The organism is Sporomusaceae bacterium ACPt, from assembly GCA_041428575.1.
Classification (GTDB): Bacteria; Bacillota; Negativicutes; order Sporomusales; family Sporomusaceae; genus Sporomusa_D; species Sporomusa_D carbonis.
This window is the reverse complement of the sequence record CP155570.1, coordinates 2298666-2322500: the sequence shown is the minus strand read 5'-3', so window position 1 is coordinate 2322500 and position 23835 is coordinate 2298666. Positions and strand designations below refer to the sequence as shown.

Sequence of the window (23835 nt, the reverse complement as noted above, 5' to 3'; positions counted from 1 at the left end):
CCATTAAAGTGGTACGTGAGCTGGGTTCAGAACGTCGTGAGACAGTTCGGTCCCTATCCATCGCGGGCGCAAGAGACTTGAAGGGAACTGCTCCTAGTACGAGAGGACCGGAGTGGACGGACCAATGGTGTACCAGTTATTCCGCTAGGAGTACAGCTGGGTAGCTACGTCCGGAAAGGATAAACGCTGAAAGCATCTAAGCGTGAAACCAGCCTTAAGATGAGGTCTGTCATTCGAAAGAAGTAAGGCCCCTTACAGATGATAAGGTAGATAGGCCAGGTGTGTAAGTGGAGCAATCCATTGAGCTGACTGGTACTAATCGGCCGAGGACTTGACTTAAACAAGCGAGCCAAAAGTTTAAGAGCGAAAGCGATAAGCAGAGAGCCCAAGAAGGCGAGCCGAGAGGCGAAGGCTGATTGGTGCGAATCGCTTAGTTCCGAGCGTTAGCGAGGAACATCCTATATTGCGCGAGTCTTTCTTCTGTGACAGTTTTGGGGGAATGTATCCGGGAAACGCGGTTTTCGAACTTGCGAACCTCGAACACACGAACTCACGAATATATTCCTCGATAGCTCAGTTGGTAGAGCAATCGGCTGTTAACCGATCGGTCGTAGGTTCGAGTCCTACTCGAGGAGCCAATCATCGCGGGATGGAGCAGTTGGCAGCTCGTCGGGCTCATAACCCGAAGGTCGCAGGTTCAAGTCCTGTTCCCGCAACCATGACCTACTAGCTCAGTCGGTAGAGCACCTGACTTTTAATCAGGGTGTCCCGCGTTCGAGTCGCGGGTGGGTCACCAAATATGGCCCGTTGGTCAAGAGGTTAAGACACCGCCCTTTCACGGCGGTATCAAGGGTTCGATTCCCTTACGGGTCACCATGGGCGATTAGCTCAGCCGGGAGAGCGCCTGCCTTACAAGCAGGATGTCGGCAGTTCGATCCTGTCATCGCCCACCATCCAAAACGGCCCCGTGGTGTAGCGGTCTAACATGCCGCCCTGTCACGGCGGAGATCGACGGTTCAAATCCGTTCGGGGTCGCCATTAACAATTCCAGTCTTTTTTAAAAACGGGAAATTGCGGTACTGCTTGACGGCAGTATTGAGGAAAGTCCAGACTGCCACAGCCTGAGATGGCTGTAGTGTTCGTGCTCATCGCAAGATGAGGCAGAGCTAGGCTCTGACGACGGCGAAATCGACTCACGCAGCCGAAAGTAGCCATAAAGTGCACAGAGAATGGGTAGGCTGGCGACAGCCTAGTGAAAAGCGGTAAACTCCACGAGGCAGAAACCCGAATTATGGTAGGGGAACTTCCTGTAGGGAATCTGAACCGAAGGGAAGAACGCATTATTGCGTTAGATAAATAATTTCCTAAAACAGAAACTGGCTTACGGTTTTTAAGGAAGACTGTATATATAGTATCAGGAAAAGAGTCCGTAGCTCAGCTGGATAGAGCATTTGACTACGAATCAAAAGGTTGCAGGTTCGAATCCTGCCGGGCTCGCCATTATGCCTCGGTAGCTCAGTCGGTAGAGCAGAGGACTGAAAATCCTCGTGTCGGCAGTTCGATTCTGCCCTGAGGCACCATTACCATTTATTATGCTGGCGTAGCTCAATAGGTAGAGCAGCTGACTTGTAATCAGCAGGTTGGGGGTTCAATTCCTCTCGCCAGCTCCATAAGCAGAGAGTCCAAGAAGGCGAGCCGAGAGGCGAAGACTGATTGGTGCAAATCGCTTAGTTCCGAGCGTAGTGAGGAACATTCTGCTACAATCATGGAGGGATTCCCGAGTGGCTAAAGGGAGCAGACTGTAAATCTGCCGTCTGACGACTTCGGTGGTTCGAATCCACCTCCCTCCACCAATTAATATGCGGGTGTAGCTCAATGGTAGAGCACTAGCCTTCCAAGCTAGCTACGAGGGTTCGATTCCCTTCACCCGCTCCATAAACAGTAAACCATATTTTTGTGGGCTGTTTGGGAAAAGAGCATTATGCTATATTAACAATACTGGGGTGTGGCTCAGTTTGGTAGAGCACCTGGCTTGGGACCAGGGGGTCGCAGGTTCAAATCCTGCCGCTCCGACCATTTCCCAAAATTGCTTTAGTAAGTGATAATCTGTAGTGGTGTTCCCTGAAAACTGAACAATGTAAGAATGCATCAAAAGCGTACTATTGTACGAGTTGCATAATATTCATGGTCTTAATGGCCGTCATGTTATGTATTCTTGATACATTGTACGGGCCAGATGTGCGGTGGTTTTTTAACCACGTCAATAATAACGGATGCGGAAGTAGCTCAGCGGTAGAGCATCGCCTTGCCAAGGCGAGGGTCGCGAGTTCGAATCTCGTTTTCCGCTCCAACTAATCAATTTTGAGCCAACAAATGGCTTCATGATAACGCGGATGTTCGACTGCTAACGCAGCGAACAAAGCGATCACATCAGCGCCAAAGCGCTGTGTGCCTGCTTTTCATGGAGAGTTTGATCCTGGCTCAGGACGAACGCTGGCGGCGTGCCTAACACATGCAAGTCGAACGGAGTATTCATTTATGGATACTTAGTGGCGAACGGGTGAGTAACGCGTAGACAACCTGCCTCTAAATTGGGGACAACACCGCGAAAGTGGTGCTAATACCGAATGTGGTATCCTGGCCGCATGGCGAGGATAAGAAAGGTGGCCTCTATTTATAAGCTGCCGTTTAGAGATGGGTCTGCGTCTGATTAGCTGGTTGGTGAGGTAACGGCTCACCAAGGCGACGATCAGTAGCCGGTCTGAGAGGATGAACGGCCACACTGGGACTGAGACACGGCCCAGACTCCTACGGGAGGCAGCAGTGGGGAATCTTCCGCAATGGACGAAAGTCTGACGGAGCAACGCCGCGTGAGTGAAGAAGGCCTTCGGGTTGTAAAGCTCTGTCGTTTGGGACGAACGTGGTTTGGGTGAATAATCCAAGCTAATGACGGTACCAAAGGAGGAAGCCACGGCTAACTACGTGCCAGCAGCCGCGGTAATACGTAGGTGGCAAGCGTTGTCCGGAATTATTGGGCGTAAAGGGCGCGTAGGTGGATCATTAAGTCTTGAGTCTAAGAGCGGTGCTCAACGCCGTATAGGCGCAGGAAACTGGAGATCTTGAGTGCAGGAGAGGAAAGCGGAATTCCCAGTGTAGCGGTGAAATGCGTAGATATTGGGAGGAACACCAGTGGCGAAGGCGGCTTTCTGGACTGTGTCTGACACTGAGGCGCGAAAGCCAGGGGAGCGAACGGGATTAGATACCCCGGTAGTCCTGGCCGTAAACGATGGATACTAGGTGTAGGAGGTATCGACCCCTTCTGTGCCGGAGTTAACGCAATAAGTATCCCGCCTGGGGAGTACGGCCGCAAGGTTGAAACTCAAAGGAATTGACGGGGGCCCGCACAAGCGGTGGAGTATGTGGTTTAATTCGACGCAACGCGAAGAACCTTACCAGGGCTTGACATTGAGCGAAAGGTCTAGAGATAGATCCCTCTCCTTCGGGAGACGCGAAAACAGGTGGTGCATGGCTGTCGTCAGCTCGTGTCGTGAGATGTTGGGTTAAGTCCCGCAACGAGCGCAACCCTTATCCTTTGTTGCCAGCACGTTATGGTGGGAACTCAAGGGAGACTGCCGCAGAGAATGCGGAGGAAGGCGGGGATGACGTCAAGTCATCATGCCCCTTATGTCCTGGGCTACACACGTACTACAATGGGCTTAAACAAAGCGAGGCAAGACCGCGAGGTCAAGCAAAGCGCGCAAATGAGCTCTCAGTTCGGATCGGAGGCTGCAACCCGCCTCCGTGAAGTCGGAATCGCTAGTAATCGCAGGTCAGCATACTGCGGTGAATACGTTCCCGGGCCTTGTACACACCGCCCGTCACACCACGAAAGTTGGAAACACCCGAAGCCGGTGGGGTAACCGTAAGGAGCCAGCCGTCTAAGGTGGGGCCGATGATTGGGGTGAAGTCGTAACAAGGTAGCCGTATCGGAAGGTGCGGCTGGATCACCTCCTTTCTAGGGAGAACTGTTCGAGGTGACACTCGGACTACTTCCAAGGTCGGCGATACCATCGAGGAAGTCTGCAGACAGCAGACTATCTGACAGACCGTCGTAAAGGTCAGTCTTAATTCGATGTGCGGACATTTGGCGAATGCATAGATACTAGACGGAGCTTATGTGCTCGCTGTGGTATCGACTTACATTGTTTAGTTTTGAGGGAATGCGAAAGAAAGATTGCTTCACATGCGTTCGCAATGACCAGGGTAAGGGACACGGCTCCAACTGTAACCAACCCATCGTCATTGCGAGGAGACACGACGAAGCAATCTCGGTTACCACAAAGTAGCTGTTGAAATATGCGGTGAAGTGTGATAACATAAGTATTCCTGAAATAATCATGGGGATATAGCTCAGCTGGGAGAGCGCTTGAATGGCATTCAAGAGGCCAGCGGTTCGATCCCGCTTATCTCCACCAGTAAAATCAAGGCTTCTAGGGTTTCGGTCCTAGAGGCTTTTTTGATTTCTTCTAACATTTTCCTGAATTTGATAGTTGGGCATGAAAAATAAGGTAGAAAAAACCCGGAAGGCGCATAAAATCAGCGTAAGCGTCAAAGCAAAACCACCTATCAATAAAAAACCACCTGATGTACGATATGATAAAACATCAGATGGCTGTTGGAACCGTTATGCTTTTTTATTAGGCATTTTACAGCTTACAGGAATTTCTTCAGCCCACGGAAGTAGTTTTTCAATACAGAGCGTATCCTGCAGTTGGATTTGCCTAAAGGCATATTCCAGATAAGCTTGTGGATTTAATCCGTTTTCTATGGCCGTTTGGATTATGCTGTAAACAGCGGCGGACGATTTTGCGCCACCAGGCGTATTGCAAAACAGCCAGTTTTTTCGTCCAATCACAAAAGGCTTGATAGATCGCTCCGCACGATTATTCGATATTTCGATGCGGCCATCGGCCAAATAGGCTGTCAGATACTTTTTCTGATTTTGGGCATAGGTAAGCGCCTTGCCCAGTAGACTTTGCGGCAAGGTATCAGCCCAACAAGCTTCTATCCATTTATAAAACTCTTCGATAATTGGTTTAGCTTCTTTTTGCCTTAGTTTATGCCGTTCTTCCGGCGTCATGTGCTCGGCCTTTTTTTCAACGTCGAAAAGCTTATTGCAATAGGCAAGACCTATCGCTTCTTTACTATCCGGCTGTTTAGCCGCAGGGCCGACCAAGGCTTCATTGAATTTTCTCCGAACATGTGCCCAACAGCCGCACAAGGTTACACCGGCTTCTTCTACCTTGTGATAGCCATGCCAACCATCGGTCTGAAGATAGCCGGAAAACCCTGCAAGGTACGCCTTGGCAAATTGCCCGCTGCGCCCTTCCTGGTAGTCATAGAGCACAACCGGATGATCCGTATCCCCGGACGTTCGATATAACCACATATAGGAATCTGTCTGTGCCGGTCTGCCGGGTTCACACAACACTTCCAGAGTAGTTTCATCGGCGTGCAACAAATCCCTTGAAAGCAACTCTTTTTTTAGGGCTGCTAACAAAGGCTCCAAAAGTGCGACACCTTTAATAACCCAGTTGGACAGGTTTTGGCGGGAAAGCGTTACGCCAAGCCGCTTAAATTCCTGCTCCTGCCGATACAGCGGCATAGCATTGACGAATTTTTGGCTCATGATATAGGCCATAAGCTCGGCGGATACCATGCTCTTAGGCAGCAACGCTTTCGGCGCGTTAGCCGTGATGATCGGCGTCTCTATATTGTTTTTCTCGCAATTTCGGCAACCGTATACATAGTTTACGTGCTCGATAACCTTGACCTTTGCCGGAACAATCGTCAATTCCTTACGTACTTCCTTGCTCATAACATGCAGCTCTTCACCGCAAGCAGGGCAGGTCTGTTCACCTTCTGGCAGAGTATATTCAATCACTTCTACCGGCAAGTCCTTTATGTTTTCTCCGCGTTTACCCTTTTTGCGCTGATAACTGATGGTTTCCACGTCCGGCTCCACAGCAATCGGTTGGCGCTCAGCTTCCGCCTCATTGAAGAGGTTTAACTGTTCCTGGTCATCGCGTTTACTTTTTTCCGAAGAAGCGCCAAACTTTTTTTGGCGAAGCAGCTTCAACTGCTCCATATACCACTTGTTGAGCGCTTCCAATTCCTGAACGCGTTTCTTTAATTCCGCATTTTCTTCTTCAAGCTGTGCCTGTGTTTGCAAGAAAAAATCCTCATTTCCGATACCATTTTCTTATCTTCTATTATACCGGAAAATGAGGCAAAAAGCCAGTAAAATCAATACTTTAGCGGCTTTTTAAAACTTGCGTGCGACGCAGTTTTTGTTCGATGCCCGGGCTTTGAATCAGGTTCCACAGTTCTTCTGTGGTAAGCGCCATGGTGGCGTCGTCAAGTGTGGGCCATTTGAAACGGCCTCGTTCCAAGCGCTTTAAATGCAGCCAAAAGCCGTTGTCTTCCCAAGTTAAAATCTTAATTCGATTGCGTTGTTTGTTGCAAAAGACGAACAGTGCTTTTTGAAACGGATCCAACTTAAAACTATGCTGCACCAATGCGCTTAAGCCATTAATGGATTTACGCATATCGGTGTCCCCGCAGGCTAAAAAGACTGGTGTATGTTCCGATAGTTTCAGCATACTTCCACCAGTACGCCAAGCACCGTTGCCAAGAGTTTTTTATCTGTTTTAGTATCTACGGCAATTTTGCATTTGCCGATTTGTATTTCGAGGCTGGCTGATCGTTCTGGCGCAGCCTGGATGACAGGAATCCAGTTTTGTACCGGTTGCGGCTGGTCCTGCTTTTTTCGTGCTGCAGCCATCTCTGCAATGTGCTCAGGCCAATAGCATTTTCCTGGCACCATTCTTTTTTGCTTAGGCCACTGGCTTTATATGCTGCTATCAGCGCTGCTTTTTCGACAGCACAGTAGGCCTTACGCTTGCTTGTTATTGTATTTTCCATACAGCTTATCCCTCCTGAGATCATTATCCCAGGATTGAAGCATATACGCTATGTGGGGATACTTTTACGCTTACGAAAAAACCCGGAAGGCGCATAAAATCAGCATCAATTTTTTCAATTTCAAAAAATGTGGTCGAATCCTACAGAGAAGACGGAACTACAAAGCACAGGGTTCTCTACAATTTCGGAAGGCACGACCTGATAAAAAACGAGTTTTAAAAAACGTAGACGGAGTCACGAAAGGGGATGTCTCCTGCCTCGACCATGCTGCGTCCATGTTGGTCTCCGGGGAAAGTCTAAGCGGCGAGCATCTTGCCAGAGTTGCCGGCGGTAATGTTGACCCGTTGCCGACCATGGCATTATTGATATTTGGGACTAACAGCGCCGCTCCCGGGCAGAATTTTGACAATTTGAAGTTTGTTTTAGCCCTTATGTTTATGTACGGTACTGAAGATGGGATGTAGTTGAGAGTAGCGAAAGATTGTGCGTAGCCTTTTTCTTTATTTGCACCATTTAATTACACTTGCCCCCCAGGTCAGTCCTCCACCAAAACCCACGAGCACAAGTATATCACCATTCTTGATTCTGCCGCTTTTAATACCCTCGTCAAGAGCAATTGGAATAGAAGCCGCCGAAGTATTGCCGTATTTGTCAATATTGACGAGGACTTTTTCCATTGGAAGGGCAAGACGTTTAGCAGCCGATTGAATAATACGTGTGTTTGCTTGGTGCGGCACAAGGTAGGTAACGTCTGCCGGTGACAGGTTTGCGTTTTCAAGAGCCTTGATTGCGGTTTCCCCCATAACTTTGACTGCAAATTTAAAGACTTCATTACCGTTCATGTGGATAAAATGGAGATTATTCGAAATTGTTTCTGCCGATGCGGGCTGCTTAGAGCCGCCTGCAGGTACTTTTAGAAGATCGCCACCAGTGCCATCCGCCCCCAAATCTACGCCGAGAATTCCAACTCCCGGTGAAGTCTCACCTAGAACGGCGGCTCCCGCACCGTCTCCGAACAGGATAGCTGTATTCCGGTCCGTCCAGTCCGTAATTTTTGATAAGGTTTCCGCACCGATAACTAACACTTTCTTGTAAGTACCTGATTTAATAAATGCACTCCCCATAACAAGACCATACATGAAACCTGTGCAAACAGCTGTGATGTCAAAGGCTGCCGCCTTAATCGCCTTAAGATTGTTTTGGACTAAACAGGCGACAGAAGGGAACAGCATATCCGGCGTGACAGTTGCAACAATGATTATGTCGATCTCTTCGGCACTAACCCCCGCGTCTAGTAATGCCTTCTCAGCCGCTTTTGTGGCTAAATCGGAGGTGGCTTCCCCGGCTTCTGCAATACGCCGCTCCCGGATGCCGGTACGATCAACAATCCATTCATCAGACGTATCAAGAATTTTTTCTAAATCTTTATTCGTAACAATCTTTTCTGGGACATATGAACCTATGCCTAAAATACCTACGGATTTCTCGTTCATTTATTGGTAAACCCCTTTCTTCGGCGTATCTGCACCTTTTTTCCCCTTATGTTAAAACAAAAAGTAATGGCGCTTTTTTAATTATATAACTTACTCATAATATCAGGCAATAAATATACAAAAAAATATTTTGGATTTTTTTTGTGGCAATGAACAAGAATGGTACACTAGCATAATTATTTCTCACATGAAGTCTAACCATAATTGTAGATATTTAGTCAATATTTCCAGCGAAAGGTTTGATACGCCGGGTCTGCATAACTCAGTTTTATAACTTACCTGGATGAGGTAGCTTGGATCGTTGATTTTGTAGCATAAAAAGAGAAATAACCGCTCTCTGCCTGCGGTTATTTCCTGATGGGGTTCTTGAACAATTTTCGGACTGTGTTATGGCTGTAAATGAATCGTACTGAGAAACTTTCGGCAGGAGCTGCGGCGGTGGTTCTCAACGATTCTGGCAGTTCATAACCCACAGTCTAAGTATAACGACACATTTGCATTTTATGCGGTTAAATTGGTCATTCACACTTATCAATTCCTGACACTAAAGTTAAGGAACCTACCGACTAAACAAAGAGCAGGTGGAAAGGCCTTGTTCCCAATATTATGCCCCGATTAGTAGCAATGCATGCCAAACAAGTTGCTGGCTTGATTGCCTATTATTTACGCTATATTATGAAGTTGATCCATGATATAATATTCCCTGTTATTAGTATTGCAATATACTTGTTATAATATTGCAACATGAAAGGGGGCATTAAGTCATGCCAAATAAGAATTACAATTGGGTTATTGGTTGTGTGACGCTGATGCTCACCCTCGCAGTTTTGTTTGGCGGACAATTTTTGTGGAATAAATATGCAGTAGCCAACCCGGTAAATAGAATGTTTCAAAATATTGACGGGGTTGAATCGGTCAGTATTAGCCGCTTAAATGAGCAAAGCAAGAATAACGAGACAGTAAAAATATATATAAAACTTAATCATGTGGATAATTTGCAGAATTTGTACGAGGAAATAACAGATGGATTAAACCAGGTGGGCGGCGGCAAAAAATACGATATTGTCATCCGGGATACCCGGACGCCCGAACTGGAGCAGTTCTATTACTCTATCCATTATGACATCCAAGAGGCTATCTTTACCGGCAACTTTGCCACCATGGCTGAACGTATTCAGGCTAAAGCCGGCAGCGCGCAAGTAAAAACACAAATTTATGTTGGCAACAAAAATATTTATGTGCAGATGACCAAGGGAGCTGACGGTATGTATGTGGTAGTTCCGCGTGACAGTGGCAACCGGGGGGTGAAATAGTATGCGCTATATTGAAATTATTATTGGTGTAGCGGCAGGCATACTTATCTTTTTAGCCATACAAGGTGTTGATGTGTTGCCGGTGATTTTTTTTGCCGGTCTATTAGCGGCGTTTTTCTATGCCAATATGAAACGTACCGACAGTGGCGGCAAATTTTTTGCTATTCATTCTAAAGACATGGCTGAACAACAATTAGTGAGCTTTGATGATATCGGCGGTCAAGAAATGGCTAAAGGTGAATTATGCGAAGCGCTTGATTTTATCAAAGACGTTGATCGTATTAAAACTTTGGGGATTCGTCCGCTAAAGGGTATTTTGCTTAATGGCCCGCCTGGTACAGGGAAAACGCTTCTGGCTAAAGCGGCAGCGCATTTTACCGGTTCGGCGTTTTTAGCAGCCAGCGGCTCTGAGTTTATTGAAATGTATGTAGGTGTAGGGGCGCGGCGGGTACGCCAATTGTTTAATCAGGCCCGTACACTTGCCAAGCGCAGTAACAAACAAAGTGCGGTAATCTTTATTGATGAGATTGAAGTGCTTGGCGGCAAGCGAGGTCAGAATGCCGGCCATATGGAATACGATCAGACTTTAAACGAGCTATTGGTGCAAATGGATGGAATATCTGACAAAGATGATATCCGCATATTGGTTATCGGTGCTACCAACCGGATTGATATTCTTGACCCGGCACTTTTACGTCCAGGCCGCTTTGACCGCCATGTTAAAGTTGATTTGCCGGATAAAAAAGGCCGGATTAAAATTCTTGAACTGCATACCCGCAACAAGCCATTGGCTCAGGATGTTTCACTTGAAGATGTGGCCAACGATACTTTTGGTTTTTCCGGGGCACATCTTGAAAGTGTAGTCAACGAAGCCGCCATCCTGGCCTTTCGGGAAAACGCCGCTGCGCTTACTGCTGAACACCTACGCAGTGCGGTCGAAAAAGTAATTATGGGTGAAAAACTTGACAGGATTCCCAGCAAAGAAGAAAAGAACCGTATTGCGATCCATGAAACCGGACATGCACTCTTGAGCGAATATACCAACCCGGGTTCAGTTGCCAGCGTCAATGTGGTATCGCGTGGCAATGCCCTGGGATATGTGCGTCAGACTCAGCCGGAAGACATGTATCTGTACACTATTGACTATATTAAAGGAAAAATTGCTGTTGCTATTGCCGGGGCTGTTGCCGAGGAATTGTTCCTCGGCGCGCGGAGCACGGGTGCGGCCAATGATTTTAAACAAGCAACCGATCTGGCCAAACAAATTGTGTTTGGCGGCATGTCTGAGCTAGGTATTGTTTCGCCTGAAGATGTGCCTAAAGAACTATTGCACAATGCCATTACCAGTATTATAAAAGCTGTTGAATGTCAGGTAAAAACCAGGCTTATGGACAAACAAGAAGCTTTTAAGAAAATTGTCGATATTCTACTTGCAAAAGAATATATTTCAGGCGCCGAATTTCGTACTCTCCTAAACGAAGCAGAACAAACCGCCTGATACTCAAGCGTCCCATTTAGTGATGGGCGCTTTTTTTACATATCTTTGGGTTTGACGGGGAAAATAAAACTCTGTAGTTAAAAACGGAGAGGAGGGCTTTGCGATAAAAACAGCAATCTTTCTCGGCGGCGGCGCATCAGCTGCCGAGGGTGCGCCAGTACAGAGCATACTTTTTAAAAAGTATTTTAAAGCGCTGCGGGCTGAGAAAAATTATAGCGACTTTGAACGCGTCAGCGAATTGAGCGCTTATTTTAAACAAATGTTTTTTATCGATGTGCTCCATGATGACTTGGATGCTATCGAGTTCCCAACCTTCGAAGAGGCTATCGGTTTGCTTGACCTGGCGGTACGCAAACGGCAGTCCTTTAAAGACTTTGATCTTGAAAATCTGGCCAAAGATTGCAACAGAATCGGCTTTATCCGTCAGTACCTGGTGCTATTGCTGGCTGAGGTACTCGAAGATAAGACGGCAATTGTCAAGGGGCTGCATTGTGCATTAGTCAACAGGCTGGCTGAGCTTGGCTGGCTGACAAAAACCTTCTTTATATCGACCAATTATGATGTGCTTATTGATCGCGCGCTGGCGTCCCGTAATGACATAGCCTTGGATTACGGCGTGGACTTTACCAATTATATTAGTCCTGCTGCTTCGTCAGATAATTATAAACCGGTTATTAGCCTCTACAAGTTGCACGGTTCGCTCAATTGGTCATACTGTCCAACCTGTAATGCCCTTAAACTGATTAAATATCAGCAGGGAATTATCAAGTTGTTGACCGATCCGTCACAAGCGTTGTGCACCAACTGTAAGTCAGTAAAAACCCCGGTTATTGTGCCGCCAACTTTTTTCAAGGACATGTCCAATAGCTTTTTAAACATTGTCTGGCATAAAACTGAAACAAGTTTGCGGGATGTTGGCCATTTGATTTTTTGTGGTTATTCGTTTCCCGATGCAGATATGCACATTAAATACTTAATAAAAAGGATTCAGACCAACCGTACTGATCAACTGCGCATAACTGTTGTCAATAATTATCCAGGCAAAAAACAAGAAAAAGCAGTTGAAGAAAAAAAACGCTACACGCGGTTTTTAGGTACCCATATTTGCTTTACTAATAATACCTTTGAAGACTTTTGCCGCCGGACAGAAGTGTTTCTATAATTTTAAATAAGCCGCCACTGATGAGACTAAAAGTTGTTCATCCAGTGGCGGCTTTTTACTTATCTTTTACTTATTTAGTTTGGTTGATAAACGCCAAGAGATAAATATTGTTGCCATGTTTGGCAGCAAACTGTTTTTCAAAGTTTTTAATAGTCTCAAGATCTTCACTTGAAAGATGAGCAAAATTGATATTATCAGCGTGCATCATAAGACTCCTTTCTATAATGAGATTACTATTTAATTTTTCCCATTATAGAAATTATATGCTGGGTCTACAGGCGGCCGCTGCAATTTAAGACATTGCGGATTTTATGTTTGACCATGCTTTTTATAGCTTCCCGGGCTGGTTTGAGGTATTGACGCGGGTCAAAATCAGCCGGATTTTTGGCAAAGTGCTCTCTGATGGAAGCGGTCATGGCCAGGCGGAGATCGGTATCAATGTTAATTTTGCACACGCCCAGTTTACCGGCGCGCAGCAGCATGTCTTCCGGCACACCTTGCGCTCCCTTAATTTGACCGCCATATGTATTGCACTTTTCCACAAATTCGGGAAGAACGGTAGAAGCGCCATGGAGTACCAGCGGGAAATCAGGCAACAGTTTTGATATGGTTTCAAGACGATCGAAATCGAGCTTGCATTCGCCTTTAAATTTATAAGCGCCGTGACTGGTGCCAATGGCAATGGCCAATGAGTCTACCCCGGTGCGTTGAACGAACTCAACAGCTTGATCAGGGTCGGTATAGGTGGCGTCTTTAGCACTGACGTTGACGGCGTCCTCAACACCAGCCAGACGGCCGAGTTCAGCTTCAACGACAACGCCGCGTTCATGGGCGTAGTCTACTACTTTTTTGGTCAGAGCAATATTTTCTTCAAACGGTAGTTTTGAACCGTCAATCATCACCGAAGTAAAACCGCCATCAATACATGATTTGCAGATTTCAAAATCTTCGCCATGATCAAGGTGCAGGCAGATCGGCAGGCCAGAGTCTTCCAGCGCCGCTTCTACCAGTTTGACAAGATAGATGTGTTTGGCGTATTTACGGGCACCGGCAGATACCTGGAGGATGAGCGGGGCTTGTTCTTCTTTGGCGGCATCAACAATACCCTGGATAATTTCCATATTATTGACGTTAAATGCGCCAATGGCATACTGCCCTTCATAAGCCTTTTTAAACATTTCTTTCGAAGTGACTAATGGCATGGGAATCCCTCCTATATTTTCCTGACAATATATTATAGCATATTTAATATACATTATAGCATATTTGGAAAATGTTCGCCAAGCTGGATGACAAGACCGGCCATGTCACCAGGTAGATTGCTGGTAATTTCAATACGTTGCCGAGTAAGGGGATGAGAAAAGGTTAGCTTAGCAGCGTGCAGGGCTTGGCGGTTAATTAACTCTGTAGGCCCGCCATATAAATCGTCGCCTAACAGTGGACAGCCAATATGGAGTAGATGAACTCTTATCTGATGGGTACGGCCGGTTTCCAGCTCAAGCTCCAGCAAACTGGCATTTTTGAAGGCCGTAAGGACACGGTAATGAGTTACGGCAGGCTGGCCGTCAGGCCGTACTTCCCGTTCAATAATGCTACCAGGTTTACGGCCAATGGGTGCATTAATTATGCCTTGAATAGGATTAGGTATTCCTGCTGCTACCGCTAGGTATAATTTGGATATATTCTGCTGGTTTTGGTTTAACCAATGTTGTACATCAGGACGTTTGGCGATAAGTACCAGACCTGATGTGTTACGGTCCAGCCTATTGACGGGGTGAAAGCCGTAAAGACAGCCGTGCTCGCGGTAATAGTTTATAACAGCATTTGCCAATGTGCCTGAAGATTGTCCGGCTGCCGGATGTACCAGCATACCGGCCGGCTTATCGACTGCCAGCAGCAACTCGTCTTCATAAGCAACGGCTAGCGGTAATTGTTCGGCAATAATTGTTGATTCTTCCGGCCAGATAACGGTAATCGTGTCACCAGGGTAAGCCAGGTCATTCACAGCTCCAGGCTGGCCGTTCACCATAATTGTTCCACTGTGTTTAATCTTGCGCCACAGTGTGAGTGATATTCCGGCGCGGCGGCGGAGAAAATCTTTTATCGGCAGGGCGGGACAGGCGGAAGGAACTACAAAATCAGGCATGATGGCTCCTCGCATTAATTATTCCGGATAATAGTATTCGTATTATTAAAATAAAAATCCTTCTAAAATTATAGGGAGGCGGACTGCCTCCCTTACATTACTAATAGTCTTATATCATATTTTGTACCATGGAAATCATTATTGCCATATGTTCCCGTTCCATGGTCATGGATTCTTTGAGATAATCGCCCATGGGGTTTACTCTCAGGCCATAGTAATAGGCAAAACGATTGTGGCGCCGGATAAGTCCTATCAGAAGCGCCAAAAATAAAAGGCGGCTGCCGAAAAACTGCCTTTCAGTATCTTCCGGTTCGCTTTCACGCATTTTGAAACCGTGTTTTTTCATTACTGCAGCCAAATTATCGTCATGCATGCAGAGCATATGCATAACATCCATGTATGCTTCCCAGTGGTTTTCAGCCATGTTGTCAAGTGTGTCGCGCATACCATCGTTGGCCTGTTCTGATGCTTCTACAACTGTGCGCATCAATTCAAGCTGTTCAATGGCTTCCTGGTGGAGCGTGATCATGTGCGCCGGATCAACCGCCAGAGACCGGCGGCTGTATGTTTTTCTCATTATGCATCATCTCCTCTGCCAAGGCTCAGAGAGTTTTACCGGTGTTTAAACGGAGCGATAAAGCGAATCATTTTAATTGGAACATGCAGAGAAATAGCGCGACGGCAATAAGTGCTGTTAACAATGATATAGTCGCAGCCTACATAACATATCGTGCCGCAGAAGGTAGAGCATTTGTGACTTATAATGGCGTCAGTACCAAGGACGACTTCGTCGCCCAGAAAGCACATGAGCCGGTCTTTGAAATTATCGCCATACATTTTATAAGCCATGTGGTCGTCGATGAAATTATCGTCACAACACATCATGTCTTTATCGGGGTAGTCGACGCAGCAGGACATTTTGTCTTCAGGGCCATACCAATGTGGATATTTTGTTTCCATAAAAATCAACATCCTCCTTTATTTGACTTAAGAAAAATGATAAAATTTTATATATCTGTCTCTACTTCAGCATATGACTTACTGAAACATAATGTTACAGTAAGTCGACATTTTAGGAGATGATTTGTGTTGCGCGAATTTTGCTGTATGAATGACTACTCAAAGTTACAATAATGCTTCTGAGATAGGTGATACGGGCTGTCAGCAGGAAAACAGCCACATTGTAGCGAATAAGAATAAATTAATATTCTAAAATTTAGGAAGGTGAATCTTCAGTAATGGAGTTTATGAAAAATAGCAACATTATTCTTATTGGCTTTTTGGTGTGGCTGATTATTGCACCGCGCGTGAACAGTCCCCGGTATGGTGAGCTGTTTTTAGCCTATATGACAGCATTATTATTCAGTCTTATTGCCAGTTCGGAGCTCATGATGATCAAGCCGGTTGCCTTTTTCTTTACTTTAGGAGGCGTATTAGCTTTTTGTTACGTTGTAGCGAGGAAAACCATCCGAATAACAATTCGTAAGTAGGCTTGGGCGAATCACTACAGGATATTTCCTGGAAAAGAGGTTTATTATGGCATTAAAACCTGATAAAAAGCCTCCTAACATCGGGCGGAGCCGTGACGGCACTGCCAACGACCGGGCTGAGGTGAGGTATTTTAAAGGTGAGGAACAGTTTGAACGCTGGCGTAAAGAGTTCATTCAGCACCGGGCTTATGAGCTTAAATTAGCTGCTATCAGCAAACTTAGTTATGATCTTGTAGACTATCAGGCTCTCCTTACCAGGGAGCCATTTCCTGATTTGAAGCTAACTGATTACAGCTACCTTGTCGACGAGGCCAAGACGAAAGCAGAAGCTAAATATTTTTATCCTGTGGCGGGGAAAATTGCTGTAATTATTGGTTTGTTAGGAATATTGGCAATACTTTTTAGTCCTAGCGTCCTCCTGATTACAGCAGCATTGGGCGTAGCGACGGCGGTATCACTATTCTTTACCATGAAAGACAGGGACAATGCTATAACACAGGCGGAGCAGGACGCATTAGCCGAAATAGCCCGACGGAATGAACAGGAACGCTTAGCCTTCGAAGAAGCCCGACGTCAGCATGAAGAACAGGAAAACTCACGGATTATATTTATTGAACAATTGCTGGCCGGAGAGCCTGGTGCAGTGAGATCTCGGTTGGACTATGCTCTGAACCAACTAAAATTGCCGGTAGTTGTTGAAGTAGATATTGATTTTTACGGCAATATTTTTTTTGTAAAGGTATGGCTGCCGCCAAAAACGGTAGTTCCCCGTCAGGCCTGTGAACTGCTGGCATCAGGCCGTATTCAGTACCAGGATAAAGATGCTAGGGTATTTAATAAGCAGTATTTTGAACTATGCGTTGCCATTGTGTTACAGATAATGTCCACAATATTTGCCAACATACCATCCTTTCAGGAGGGGTATGCTGCCGGCATGGTTAAAAGTGAATTTAGCGATGATTGTGTAATTTCATTAAAAATTCCCCGAGAAAAAATTGACAATGTCTGCCGGGCGTCAAATGCTATCGCCGCAATGCAGGCATTTGACGCAGTGTACGAATGTGATACTGCATTGGTGTTGTATCCTATAGATATGTTACAACCACCTGAATGGGAAGGCCTTGAACCGCAGTTGATAAAGAGTTTGCGGGTGCGAATATTTAAATAGAAATGCAGATACTAAAAAAGAAGAATTTTACAAAACATTTTAGGATAAAAGAGGAATTTTATTTCTTAGAGAGAAATCTTATTTAAGAGAAATATTATTTTTTAGCTGTGACTAATTAATATTAATAATGTAAAGGGGGATTATTTTAATGAAACTTGCTGATTTAGTTCAAAGCGCTGATTGGAAAGCTGAAAAGCATGTACCGGTAATTGACGCGCCCGATAAGGTGAAAGCTGGAGAAAAAGTCGCTGTTGAAGTATGTGTCGGTAAAGAAATTGCTCATCCAAATACTACTGAACATCATATTCGTTGGATAAAACTTTATTTTAAACCGGATAATGGCAAATTTGCCCATGAAATTGCAGCTTTTGAATTTGCTGCTCACGGTGAATCGGTTGAGGGTGCAAATAAAGGATCTGTATATACCGAGGCATTTGGCAGAGTCGTTATGAAACTTAATGTTTCCGGTACATTTGTTGCTGAAGCTTATTGTAATATTCATGGCCTTTGGGAAAATTCTAAGGTTATTGTTGTCGAAGAATAATCATTATTGCTCGTTATTAGGGCCAGGGAATAATCCCTGGCTTTTTTACTATGAAATCGGTGAATCATTGTTCAAAAGATTAAGAAATGGTATAATATGGGTGAGGGTTGCGAGGAACTGCATATAATGTACCGGGAGGTTGAAATGTATGCAGAAGCTGCTGTTAGTAGTCGCCTGTTGCTCCTTTCTTTGGAACTATACCATTCCCCGGCGCTACATGCGTTATGAAGACGGCAAGGTCTTATGCGGGCGCCGTTTAATCAGAATAGCGCTATTGAAACTGGCAAGCCGTATCGGTTCAAAACTTGCCAGAAACTTGACGCTTATTTTGATATTTCTGACTTGGGTAATCCTTTCATGCTATTTTATTGCCATTAGTGCCGCTTTTTCTACAATTGGGCTCAAAGCGGTCGCAATGCTTGCCGCTACTTTGGGCACACTAGCACTATGGCAAGACATGGCTTTTGCCTACCGTAACTTCGCTGAGTGGTGCTATAGCCAGGAAGACAGCATTATTTTGGTTAGTAAAGGCTGTTGGGAGATTGTCCTGGCTGGCTTGGTATTTGTTAATATCTTCCTGGGGAATTAAAATTTCTCTACATTTTGTCCACTTGTAGAAGGATATTGTACTTATATGGAGAATATAAAGTGCCATGCTGAATTACATGCTGCATACTAAAGGGGGATAGGCATGGCACTGATTGTAAAAAAATTTGGCGGGAGCTCAGTAGCCACACCAGAAAAAATCATGGCGGTCGCCAAGCGGGTACTGCAAGAAAAAAACGTTGATGACAAGGTTGTCGTTGTAGTGTCAGCAATGGGAGATACTACCGACGATTTGATAAGTTTGGCAGAAGCCATAACCGACCAGACTTATGGCCGGGAGATGGACATGTTGCTGGCTACCGGTGAACAAGTATCAATTGCGCTGTTAGCCATGGCATTTGCCAAACTGGGCCATCCTGCTGTATCCATGACTGGTTTTCAGGCTGGCATCACTACAAACGAAACCTTTAACAAGGCCAAAATTACCGGAATTAATCCAGATAAGGTTTGGAAAGAACTGAACGCCGGAAAAATAGTGATAGTAGCCGGTTTCCAGGGGATAACTAACGATGGTGAAATAACTACCTTGGGTCGGGGCGGTTCTGATACTACCGGGGTGGCATTGGCAGCCGGATTAAAAGCCGACCACTGCGAGATTTATACTGATGTAGATGGTATTTATTCTTCGGATCCCAGGGTCGTCCCGACAGCCAGAAAGATGAAGGAAATAACATACAATGAAATGCTGGAAATGGCCCGGCTTGGCGCCGGGGTTATGCATCCGCGCTCGGTTGAACTGGGAAAACATTATGGCATGCCAATTCATGTCCGCTCCACTTTTACGCACGAATCAGGTACATTTATCAGGGAGGAATATACGATGGAAGAAAAAGAGTTTGTAATACGTGGCGTAACACATGATACCAATGTAGCAAAAATTGCTGTGTTGGGAGTGCCTGACCGACCTGGTATTGCTTATAAAATATTCTCGGCTCTGGCCGCGGCCAACATTGACGTGGATATGATTGTTCAGAGTGTTAGGGCGGTTGACAAACACATCATTGATATGGTATTTACTATAGCTCAAGGCGATGTTCCACAAGCCAAGACCATCTTAGAAAAACTCAGTGCTGAGATGGAGTTTAGCGGTGTAATTATTGATGAGAAGGTGGCTAAAGTATCAGTGGTAGGCGCAGGTATGCTGGGCAATCCGGGAATTGCCGCCGCTACTTTCGGAGCGTTGGCTGACGCTGCTATTAATATTGAAGTTATAAGTACTTCGGAAATTAGCATTTCCTGTCTCATTCAAGCTGATAAAGTCAAAGAAGCTGTCAACGCCATTCATGCCCGTTTTTTTCCTGCCTGAACATGAATAATACTAAATTGAAAATAACAGTCCCATTTAAATCTGGGACTGTTATTTATATTGCAAGTTTTTAGCAAAAATTGGAAAGCTATTTGCGAAGGAGTAATAGAAAAAAAGAGAAAAAAGCCGTTTTATGAGGAGGCAGAAAATGCGATTTGTCGTTGATAGTAGAGTGTTTGAAAAACTGGATAACGTTTGCTTCGGTGTTGTTATTGCTAAAGGTGTAAGTAAATATCCGCACGATGAAATTGCCGCACTGCTTAACCAGAGTGTTCGCACGGTTGAGGACAAATTTTCCAAAGTCAAAGCCAAAGAATCGGCCCCAATTGTGCACTATCGGGAAGCTTTCCGCGAACTTGGCATGAATCCGAATAAATATATGAGTTCAATTGAAGCCATGGTGACCCGTATTGAAAAGAAAAAGGGATTCCCGCATATAAATCCCCTAGTTGATTTGGGCAATGCAATATCGCTTAAACACTTAGTTCCTTTAGGCGCGCATGACCTTGATGTGGCCAGCGGTGATATCTGTGTCAGATTTGCCCGGGCGGGCGATACCTTCATTCCGTTTGGAGAGCAGGCGTCAGAACAAGTTGACGAAGGTGAACTTATTTATTCGGTAGGCGATATTGTAAAAACCAGGAGATGGATTTGGCGCCAAAGTGAAGAAGGAAAAGTAACTGATCAAAGTAAAAATATCTTCTTCCCGATCGATGGCTTTACCGATATTAATTTAGCCCAAGTGCTGGCCGCGCGTGACGAACTGGCTGAACTGCTGGTTAAACACTTCGGTTGCAAAGTAATAACCGGGTTTGTTGACAATAATCATTCAGTATTAAATTTTTAAGATCAAATTTTCAGCAAACTATATAGTATCCAATAAAGATTTACAATAGTATTTGATTCTTTTAATGAGGGGTGCGAAGCATATGCCGCTAAACCTATTGACACTGCGCAATTTATCGAAGTTATGCGGAATTTAAAGGTTATTGAGTAATAGGGAGCGCCCGTGCTGGGCGCTCCCTTTATTTGCCGGGAAAACTTTTGAAAAATAAGCAGGAATTATGTCGAAATGTGCGAATTACATAAAACATAAAGTGGTAAACAAAAAGCAATCGTTTCTAATCAAGCTTGTTGTCGCTACCAAACCTGCTACAGACTGCGGGGGCGGGAGCGTAATAAGAATAACCTATATGGTTGAAATACCTGGTGTGGGTATCGGGAAGTACCTGTGAGGAAACATGGACACTCATAAGGAACCGTGATGCCCTCCCGGTAAGTAAACCGGATAGGTTATTAATAGATAACCTTGTTTCCGGAATCGTATCAAGCACTAATTATAATTACTGAGGAGGAAAATAACCACGAAGAAGAAACTGATTGCTGCTGCTGTAATGGCTGCCCTGACCGTTTCCACCGCTTCGGTATTCGCTGCTGCTCCTACTTTTTCCGGTGACGCCAATATCGAGTATCGTAACCAAGATGCTAATGGCGACTATCTCACTAACCGCATCCGTTTAAATATCGATTCACAAATTGATGACACCTTTTATATCCATGGCCGCGCAAGAATGGACAACAACCTGAGAGATGGCAGTCAAGACACTAAAACCGGCTTTGACCAAGCTTACATTGGCGCAAAATTTGGCCAGGCTGACCTGAGAGTTGGCCGTCAATCTCTTGCTATCGGTAAAGGACTGCTGATGGATGATGACAAATTCACCGGCGCTCTTGTAAACACTGAACTTGAAGGTATTAAATTGAGCGGCTTCTATGGTAAAGACCCTTATGCTAATGAAAAAACTTCTTTTGCTGACGTAAAAACTGCTTTTGGTGACGTAAACGTTGGCGCTTCCTACCTGAAGTCTGGCGACAAATACTACGCTGTTAACGCTGACACCAAACTTGCTGATAATGTAGTCCTGAACGCTGAATATGCTAAGAACACCACCGATAAGAAAGACGGATACCTTGCTGAAATTGCTGTAGGCCAAGCTGACAAAAAAGGCGACTTTAAATATGCCGTGTCCTACCGCGATATCGACAGCGGCGCCCTGCCTGACTTCACTACCGATGGCTGGTACAAAGATTCCAAAGGTTTCCGTGTAAAAGGTATCTACAAAGTATCTGACGCTGCTACTCTGACTGCCTACCAGGATCTTGGCGAAGCCCAAAACGGTGCTGACCATAACCGTACCAACGTAGAATTTGCTGTAAGCTTCTAAGTTTAATAAATTGCCCTGTAAAGGCGGCTCGAATGAGCCGCCTTTAAATTTGTCGAGCATTGCCATAACTTGCAATGTATTTATCGCTTAATAACAGGCATTCTATTAACAGGCACCCAAAACATTTTTTAAACGGAGGTTTTGCGTAATGTCAAGGAGCAAAAAACCAGTCAACCCTGCAGCGCAAAGTGGCCTCGACCGTCTGAAAGAAGAAACGGCTGCCGAACTTGGGCTTAAAGATTACAAAAACACCTATAAGGGCGCTCTTACTTCGGCCGACAATGGCCGGGTAGGAGGGCAGATGGTCCGCAAAATGATTAATAGTCAGGAAAATCAGTTTGCTCAAGGGAAAACCCAAGCCACCAGTGGCACATTGACTGCCAAGAATGATATTAATAAACTATCCTAAAGCAGGCAAAAGCCTGCTTTTTATATTATGTATAAAAAATTCATATTTTTACCTAATTAATAACAGGAAATATAATGGCGTAGCCAGAATAAATACATAGTAGCGGTATCACCATATTTGTAATTAGTTCTTAGCAATAGATACACCAGTTTTTCAAAAGGGAGTGCATTCAGTGTGGAAACAGCATTAATAAAAAACTTATCCCGACATGTCGGCCGGGAGGTTACTGTACAGGGGTGGGTATATAACCAGCGCTCATCAGGTAAGATAATTTTCCTCATTATTCGGGACGGCTCCGGTCTGATGCAAGGTGTAGTTATGAAACAGGAAGTCGGTGAAGAGTTATTTGCCGAAACCAAAAAGTTGACACAGGAAAGCGCCGTCAAGGTGAGAGGAATGGTGCGGGAGGAGCCGCGTTCAGTTGGCGGGTATGAGATGCAAGTCAGCGGTATTGAAATTGTCAGTATCGCCGGAGATTACCCGATCACACATAAAGAACATGGCGTAGATTTTTTGGCCGAGCACCGGCATCTGTGGATTCGTACCCCGCGCCAGGCGGCAGTGCTGCGTGTCCGCTCTGAAATTGAACATGCGCTCAGAAACTTTTTTTATGAGCGTGATTTTGTTTTGGCTGATGCGCCGATTATTACCCCGGCGGCTTGTGAAGGCACTACCAACTTATTTGAAATTGACTATCACGGTGAGAAAGGCTATTTATCCCAAAGCGGTCAGTTATATAATGAAGCTAACGCTATGGCTCTTGGTCGCATATACTGCTTTGGGCCGGCTTTTCGAGCTGAAAAGTCTAAGACGCGTCGTCACTTGCTTGAGTTTTGGATGATGGAAGCCGAAATGGCTTATTATGATATTGACGATAATATGAAACTGCAAGAAGAAATGATTTATTATGTCGTGCAACGTGTCCTGGAGAAATGTCAAAACGAACTCAAAATTCTTGAGCGTGATATCGAAAAGCTTAAAGCAATTACGCTGCCTTTTCCGCGCATTAGTTATACCGAGGCTGTCGAAATACTCAAACAGGCCGGAGAAGAATTTACATGGGGCGATGATTTTGGCGCGCCGCATGAGACCATTATTTCCAGCCATTTCAACGCGCCGGTGTTTGTGCACCGCTATCCTGCGGCCATAAAGGCTTTCTATATGAAACCTGACCCTGATAATCCCCAGGTAGTGCTGGGAGCCGACCTCCTGGCGCCTGAGGGCTATGGCGAGATTATCGGCGGCGGCCAGCGTATTGATGACCTGACGCTTTTAGAGCAGCGTATTGCCGAGCATAAGCTGCCGAAAGAAGCGTTTGAATGGTATCTTGATTTGCGGCGGTTTGGGACAGTGCCGCATTCCGGTTTTGGCTTGGGTCTTGAACGAACAGTAGCTTGGTTATGCGGCCTGGAACACATAAGGGAGACAATCCCTTTCCCGCGCATGTTGCACAAAATGTATCCTTAAGTGTAAAATGTATCTTGTGTGCAA

Annotated in this window: 21 protein-coding genes, 14 tRNA genes, 2 rRNA genes and 1 other RNA gene (1 of these 38 cut by a window edge); 30 read left to right on the top strand and 8 right to left on the bottom strand. The window is 45.3% G+C overall.

Annotation, left to right across the window (positions count from 1 at the left end; all coding sequences use genetic code 11):
* The 17 genes from SCACP_RS12030 to SCACP_RS11950 all read left to right on the top strand — a co-directional run.
* Positions 1-339 (top strand): 23S ribosomal RNA (locus SCACP_RS12030) (it extends 2579 nt beyond the left edge of the window).
* 223 nt (positions 340-562) lie between these two features.
* Positions 563-638: transfer RNA gene (locus SCACP_RS12025), tRNA-Asn, on the top strand.
* A 5-nt stretch (positions 639-643) separates the two neighbouring features.
* Positions 644-719, top strand: a tRNA-Met gene (locus SCACP_RS12020).
* A 1-nt stretch (position 720) separates the two neighbouring features.
* Positions 721-796: transfer RNA gene (locus SCACP_RS12015), tRNA-Lys, on the top strand.
* Between the two features lie 5 nt (positions 797-801).
* Positions 802-876, top strand: a tRNA-Glu gene (locus tag SCACP_RS12010).
* A gap of 1 nt (position 877) precedes the next feature.
* Positions 878-953: transfer RNA gene (locus tag SCACP_RS12005), tRNA-Val, on the top strand.
* 8 nt (positions 954-961) lie between these two features.
* Positions 962-1038, top strand: a tRNA-Asp gene (locus SCACP_RS12000).
* A 21-nt stretch (positions 1039-1059) separates the two neighbouring features.
* Positions 1060-1389, top strand: an RNA gene (gene rnpB / locus SCACP_RS11995) — RNase P RNA component class B.
* A 34-nt stretch (positions 1390-1423) separates the two neighbouring features.
* A tRNA-Arg gene (locus SCACP_RS11990) sits at positions 1424-1500 on the top strand.
* A 4-nt stretch (positions 1501-1504) separates the two neighbouring features.
* Positions 1505-1580, top strand: a tRNA-Phe gene (locus tag SCACP_RS11985).
* A gap of 14 nt (positions 1581-1594) precedes the next feature.
* A tRNA-Thr gene (locus tag SCACP_RS11980) sits at positions 1595-1670 on the top strand.
* Between the two features lie 97 nt (positions 1671-1767).
* Positions 1768-1853, top strand: a tRNA-Tyr gene (locus SCACP_RS11975).
* An 8-nt stretch (positions 1854-1861) separates the two neighbouring features.
* Positions 1862-1935 (top strand) — tRNA-Gly (locus SCACP_RS11970).
* Positions 1936-1999: 64 nt separating this feature from the next.
* A tRNA-Pro gene (locus tag SCACP_RS11965) sits at positions 2000-2076 on the top strand.
* 199 nt (positions 2077-2275) lie between these two features.
* Positions 2276-2350 (top strand) — tRNA-Gly (locus tag SCACP_RS11960).
* A gap of 108 nt (positions 2351-2458) precedes the next feature.
* Positions 2459-4015, top strand: a 16S ribosomal RNA gene (locus tag SCACP_RS11955).
* Positions 4016-4399: 384 nt separating this feature from the next.
* Positions 4400-4475 (top strand) — tRNA-Ala (locus SCACP_RS11950).
* Positions 4476-4684: 209 nt separating this feature from the next.
* Here the strand turns inward: SCACP_RS11950 and tnpC are convergent.
* The 3 genes from tnpC to tnpA all read right to left on the bottom strand — a co-directional run bounded on the left by tnpC (position 4685) and on the right by tnpA (position 6984).
* Positions 4685-6253, bottom strand: a complete 1569-nt coding sequence (gene tnpC / locus SCACP_RS11945; protein ID WP_425061390.1) for an IS66 family transposase — start codon at positions 6251-6253, stop codon at positions 4685-4687.
* A gap of 61 nt (positions 6254-6314) precedes the next feature.
* Positions 6315-6662 (bottom strand): IS66 family insertion sequence element accessory protein TnpB, encoded by a 348-nt coding sequence (gene tnpB, locus SCACP_RS11940; protein WP_425057810.1) that lies wholly within the window; start codon positions 6660-6662, stop codon positions 6315-6317.
* 55 nt (positions 6663-6717) lie between these two features.
* Complete coding sequence (gene tnpA, locus SCACP_RS11935) at positions 6718-6984, bottom strand: IS66 family insertion sequence element accessory protein TnpA (protein ID WP_425057809.1); 267 nt, start codon at positions 6982-6984, stop codon at positions 6718-6720.
* Between the two features lie 275 nt (positions 6985-7259).
* Here tnpA and SCACP_RS11930 point away from each other — a divergent pair, with 275 nt between their 5' ends.
* Complete coding sequence (locus SCACP_RS11930) at positions 7260-7448, top strand: hypothetical protein (protein WP_425057808.1); 189 nt, start codon at positions 7260-7262, stop codon at positions 7446-7448.
* A 36-nt stretch (positions 7449-7484) separates the two neighbouring features.
* Here the strand turns inward: SCACP_RS11930 and SCACP_RS11925 are convergent, their stop codons facing one another.
* Positions 7485-8477: a beta-ketoacyl-ACP synthase III gene (locus SCACP_RS11925; protein WP_425057807.1), complete on the bottom strand. Its 993-nt coding sequence runs from the start codon at positions 8475-8477 to the stop codon at positions 7485-7487.
* A 764-nt stretch (positions 8478-9241) separates the two neighbouring features.
* Here SCACP_RS11925 and SCACP_RS11920 point away from each other — a divergent pair.
* The 3 genes from SCACP_RS11920 to SCACP_RS11910 all read left to right on the top strand — a co-directional run bounded on the left by SCACP_RS11920 (position 9242) and on the right by SCACP_RS11910 (position 12450).
* The gene (locus tag SCACP_RS11920; RefSeq protein ID WP_425057806.1) at positions 9242-9790 is read left to right on the top strand and encodes a hypothetical protein; all 549 of its coding nucleotides are present in this window, start codon (positions 9242-9244) and stop codon (positions 9788-9790) included.
* Position 9791: 1 nt separating this feature from the next.
* Complete coding sequence (locus SCACP_RS11915; protein ID WP_425057805.1) at positions 9792-11288, top strand: AAA family ATPase; 1497 nt, start codon at positions 9792-9794, stop codon at positions 11286-11288.
* 238 nt (positions 11289-11526) lie between these two features.
* On the top strand, positions 11527-12450 hold the full coding sequence (locus tag SCACP_RS11910; protein WP_425057804.1) for an SIR2 family protein: 924 nt from the start codon (positions 11527-11529) through the stop codon (positions 12448-12450).
* Between the two features lie 272 nt (positions 12451-12722).
* Here SCACP_RS11910 and fba read toward each other — a convergent pair whose 3' ends face one another.
* The 4 genes from fba to SCACP_RS11890 all read right to left on the bottom strand — a co-directional run bounded on the left by fba (position 12723) and on the right by SCACP_RS11890 (position 15556).
* Positions 12723-13652, bottom strand: a complete 930-nt coding sequence (gene fba, locus SCACP_RS11905) for a class II fructose-1,6-bisphosphate aldolase (protein WP_425057803.1) — start codon at positions 13650-13652, stop codon at positions 12723-12725.
* Positions 13653-13705: 53 nt separating this feature from the next.
* The gene (locus SCACP_RS11900) at positions 13706-14596 is read right to left on the bottom strand and encodes an RluA family pseudouridine synthase (protein ID WP_425057802.1); all 891 of its coding nucleotides are present in this window, start codon (positions 14594-14596) and stop codon (positions 13706-13708) included.
* 109 nt (positions 14597-14705) lie between these two features.
* Positions 14706-15173 carry a hypothetical protein gene (locus tag SCACP_RS11895; protein ID WP_425057801.1) on the bottom strand — a complete coding sequence of 156 codons (468 nt, stop codon included), beginning with the start codon at positions 15171-15173 and terminating at the stop codon, positions 14706-14708.
* Between the two features lie 35 nt (positions 15174-15208).
* A complete protein-coding gene (locus SCACP_RS11890) occupies positions 15209-15556 on the bottom strand; it encodes a hypothetical protein (protein WP_425057800.1) in 348 nt (115 codons plus the stop codon).
* 287 nt (positions 15557-15843) lie between these two features.
* On the opposite strand from SCACP_RS11890, the gene SCACP_RS11885 reads away from it, so the two are divergent.
* The 9 genes from SCACP_RS11885 (at position 15844) to asnS (ending at position 23811) form a co-directional block, all read left to right on the top strand.
* Positions 15844-16086, top strand: coding sequence for a hypothetical protein (locus SCACP_RS11885; RefSeq protein ID WP_425057799.1), 243 nt, complete (start codon positions 15844-15846; stop codon positions 16084-16086).
* A 46-nt stretch (positions 16087-16132) separates the two neighbouring features.
* Positions 16133-17254 carry a hypothetical protein gene (locus tag SCACP_RS11880; protein WP_425057798.1) on the top strand — a complete coding sequence of 374 codons (1122 nt, stop codon included), beginning with the start codon at positions 16133-16135 and terminating at the stop codon, positions 17252-17254.
* Between the two features lie 148 nt (positions 17255-17402).
* A complete protein-coding gene (locus SCACP_RS11875; protein WP_425057797.1) occupies positions 17403-17798 on the top strand; it encodes a class II SORL domain-containing protein in 396 nt (131 codons plus the stop codon).
* A 148-nt stretch (positions 17799-17946) separates the two neighbouring features.
* Positions 17947-18387, top strand: coding sequence for a hypothetical protein (locus SCACP_RS11870; RefSeq protein WP_425057796.1), 441 nt, complete (start codon positions 17947-17949; stop codon positions 18385-18387).
* A gap of 102 nt (positions 18388-18489) precedes the next feature.
* Positions 18490-19710 carry an aspartate kinase gene (locus tag SCACP_RS11865; RefSeq protein ID WP_425057795.1) on the top strand — a complete coding sequence of 407 codons (1221 nt, stop codon included), beginning with the start codon at positions 18490-18492 and terminating at the stop codon, positions 19708-19710.
* Positions 19711-19858: 148 nt separating this feature from the next.
* A complete protein-coding gene (locus SCACP_RS11860; protein ID WP_425057794.1) occupies positions 19859-20557 on the top strand; it encodes a B3/B4 domain-containing protein in 699 nt (232 codons plus the stop codon).
* A 547-nt stretch (positions 20558-21104) separates the two neighbouring features.
* Positions 21105-21935 carry a hypothetical protein gene (locus SCACP_RS11855; RefSeq protein WP_425057793.1) on the top strand — a complete coding sequence of 277 codons (831 nt, stop codon included), beginning with the start codon at positions 21105-21107 and terminating at the stop codon, positions 21933-21935.
* Positions 21936-22083: 148 nt separating this feature from the next.
* Positions 22084-22344, top strand: coding sequence for a small, acid-soluble spore protein, alpha/beta type (locus tag SCACP_RS11850; RefSeq protein ID WP_425057792.1), 261 nt, complete (start codon positions 22084-22086; stop codon positions 22342-22344).
* A 174-nt stretch (positions 22345-22518) separates the two neighbouring features.
* Positions 22519-23811: an asparagine--tRNA ligase gene (asnS, locus tag SCACP_RS11845; RefSeq protein WP_425057791.1), complete on the top strand. Its 1293-nt coding sequence runs from the start codon at positions 22519-22521 to the stop codon at positions 23809-23811.
* The last annotated feature ends 24 nt before the right edge of the window (positions 23812-23835 follow it).

Excerpts from the sequence above, each read along its gene's own strand:
- tnpB (WP_425057810.1), bottom strand. The coding sequence starts at position 6,662 with ATGCTGAAACTATCGGAACATACACCAGTCTTTTTAGCCTGCGGGGAC.
- tnpA (WP_425057809.1), bottom strand. The coding sequence starts at position 6,984 with ATGGAAAATACAATAACAAGCAAGCGTAAGGCCTACTGTGCTGTCGAA.
- SCACP_RS11930 (WP_425057808.1), top strand. The coding sequence starts at position 7,260 with ATGTTGGTCTCCGGGGAAAGTCTAAGCGGCGAGCATCTTGCCAGAGTT.
- SCACP_RS11925 (WP_425057807.1), bottom strand. The coding sequence starts at position 8,477 with ATGAACGAGAAATCCGTAGGTATTTTAGGCATAGGTTCATATGTCCCA.
- SCACP_RS11920 (WP_425057806.1), top strand. The coding sequence starts at position 9,242 with ATGCCAAATAAGAATTACAATTGGGTTATTGGTTGTGTGACGCTGATG.
- SCACP_RS11915 (WP_425057805.1), top strand. The coding sequence starts at position 9,792 with ATGCGCTATATTGAAATTATTATTGGTGTAGCGGCAGGCATACTTATC.
- fba (WP_425057803.1), bottom strand. The coding sequence starts at position 13,652 with ATGCCATTAGTCACTTCGAAAGAAATGTTTAAAAAGGCTTATGAAGGG.
- SCACP_RS11900 (WP_425057802.1), bottom strand. The coding sequence starts at position 14,596 with ATGCCTGATTTTGTAGTTCCTTCCGCCTGTCCCGCCCTGCCGATAAAA.
- SCACP_RS11895 (WP_425057801.1), bottom strand. The coding sequence starts at position 15,173 with ATGAGAAAAACATACAGCCGCCGGTCTCTGGCGGTTGATCCGGCGCAC.
- SCACP_RS11890 (WP_425057800.1), bottom strand. The coding sequence starts at position 15,556 with ATGGAAACAAAATATCCACATTGGTATGGCCCTGAAGACAAAATGTCC.
- SCACP_RS11885 (WP_425057799.1), top strand. The coding sequence starts at position 15,844 with ATGAAAAATAGCAACATTATTCTTATTGGCTTTTTGGTGTGGCTGATT.
- SCACP_RS11880 (WP_425057798.1), top strand. The coding sequence starts at position 16,133 with ATGGCATTAAAACCTGATAAAAAGCCTCCTAACATCGGGCGGAGCCGT.
- SCACP_RS11875 (WP_425057797.1), top strand. The coding sequence starts at position 17,403 with ATGAAACTTGCTGATTTAGTTCAAAGCGCTGATTGGAAAGCTGAAAAG.
- SCACP_RS11870 (WP_425057796.1), top strand. The coding sequence starts at position 17,947 with ATGCAGAAGCTGCTGTTAGTAGTCGCCTGTTGCTCCTTTCTTTGGAAC.
- SCACP_RS11865 (WP_425057795.1), top strand. The coding sequence starts at position 18,490 with ATGGCACTGATTGTAAAAAAATTTGGCGGGAGCTCAGTAGCCACACCA.
- SCACP_RS11860 (WP_425057794.1), top strand. The coding sequence starts at position 19,859 with ATGCGATTTGTCGTTGATAGTAGAGTGTTTGAAAAACTGGATAACGTT.
- SCACP_RS11855 (WP_425057793.1), top strand. The coding sequence starts at position 21,105 with ATGGCTGCCCTGACCGTTTCCACCGCTTCGGTATTCGCTGCTGCTCCT.
- SCACP_RS11850 (WP_425057792.1), top strand. The coding sequence starts at position 22,084 with ATGTCAAGGAGCAAAAAACCAGTCAACCCTGCAGCGCAAAGTGGCCTC.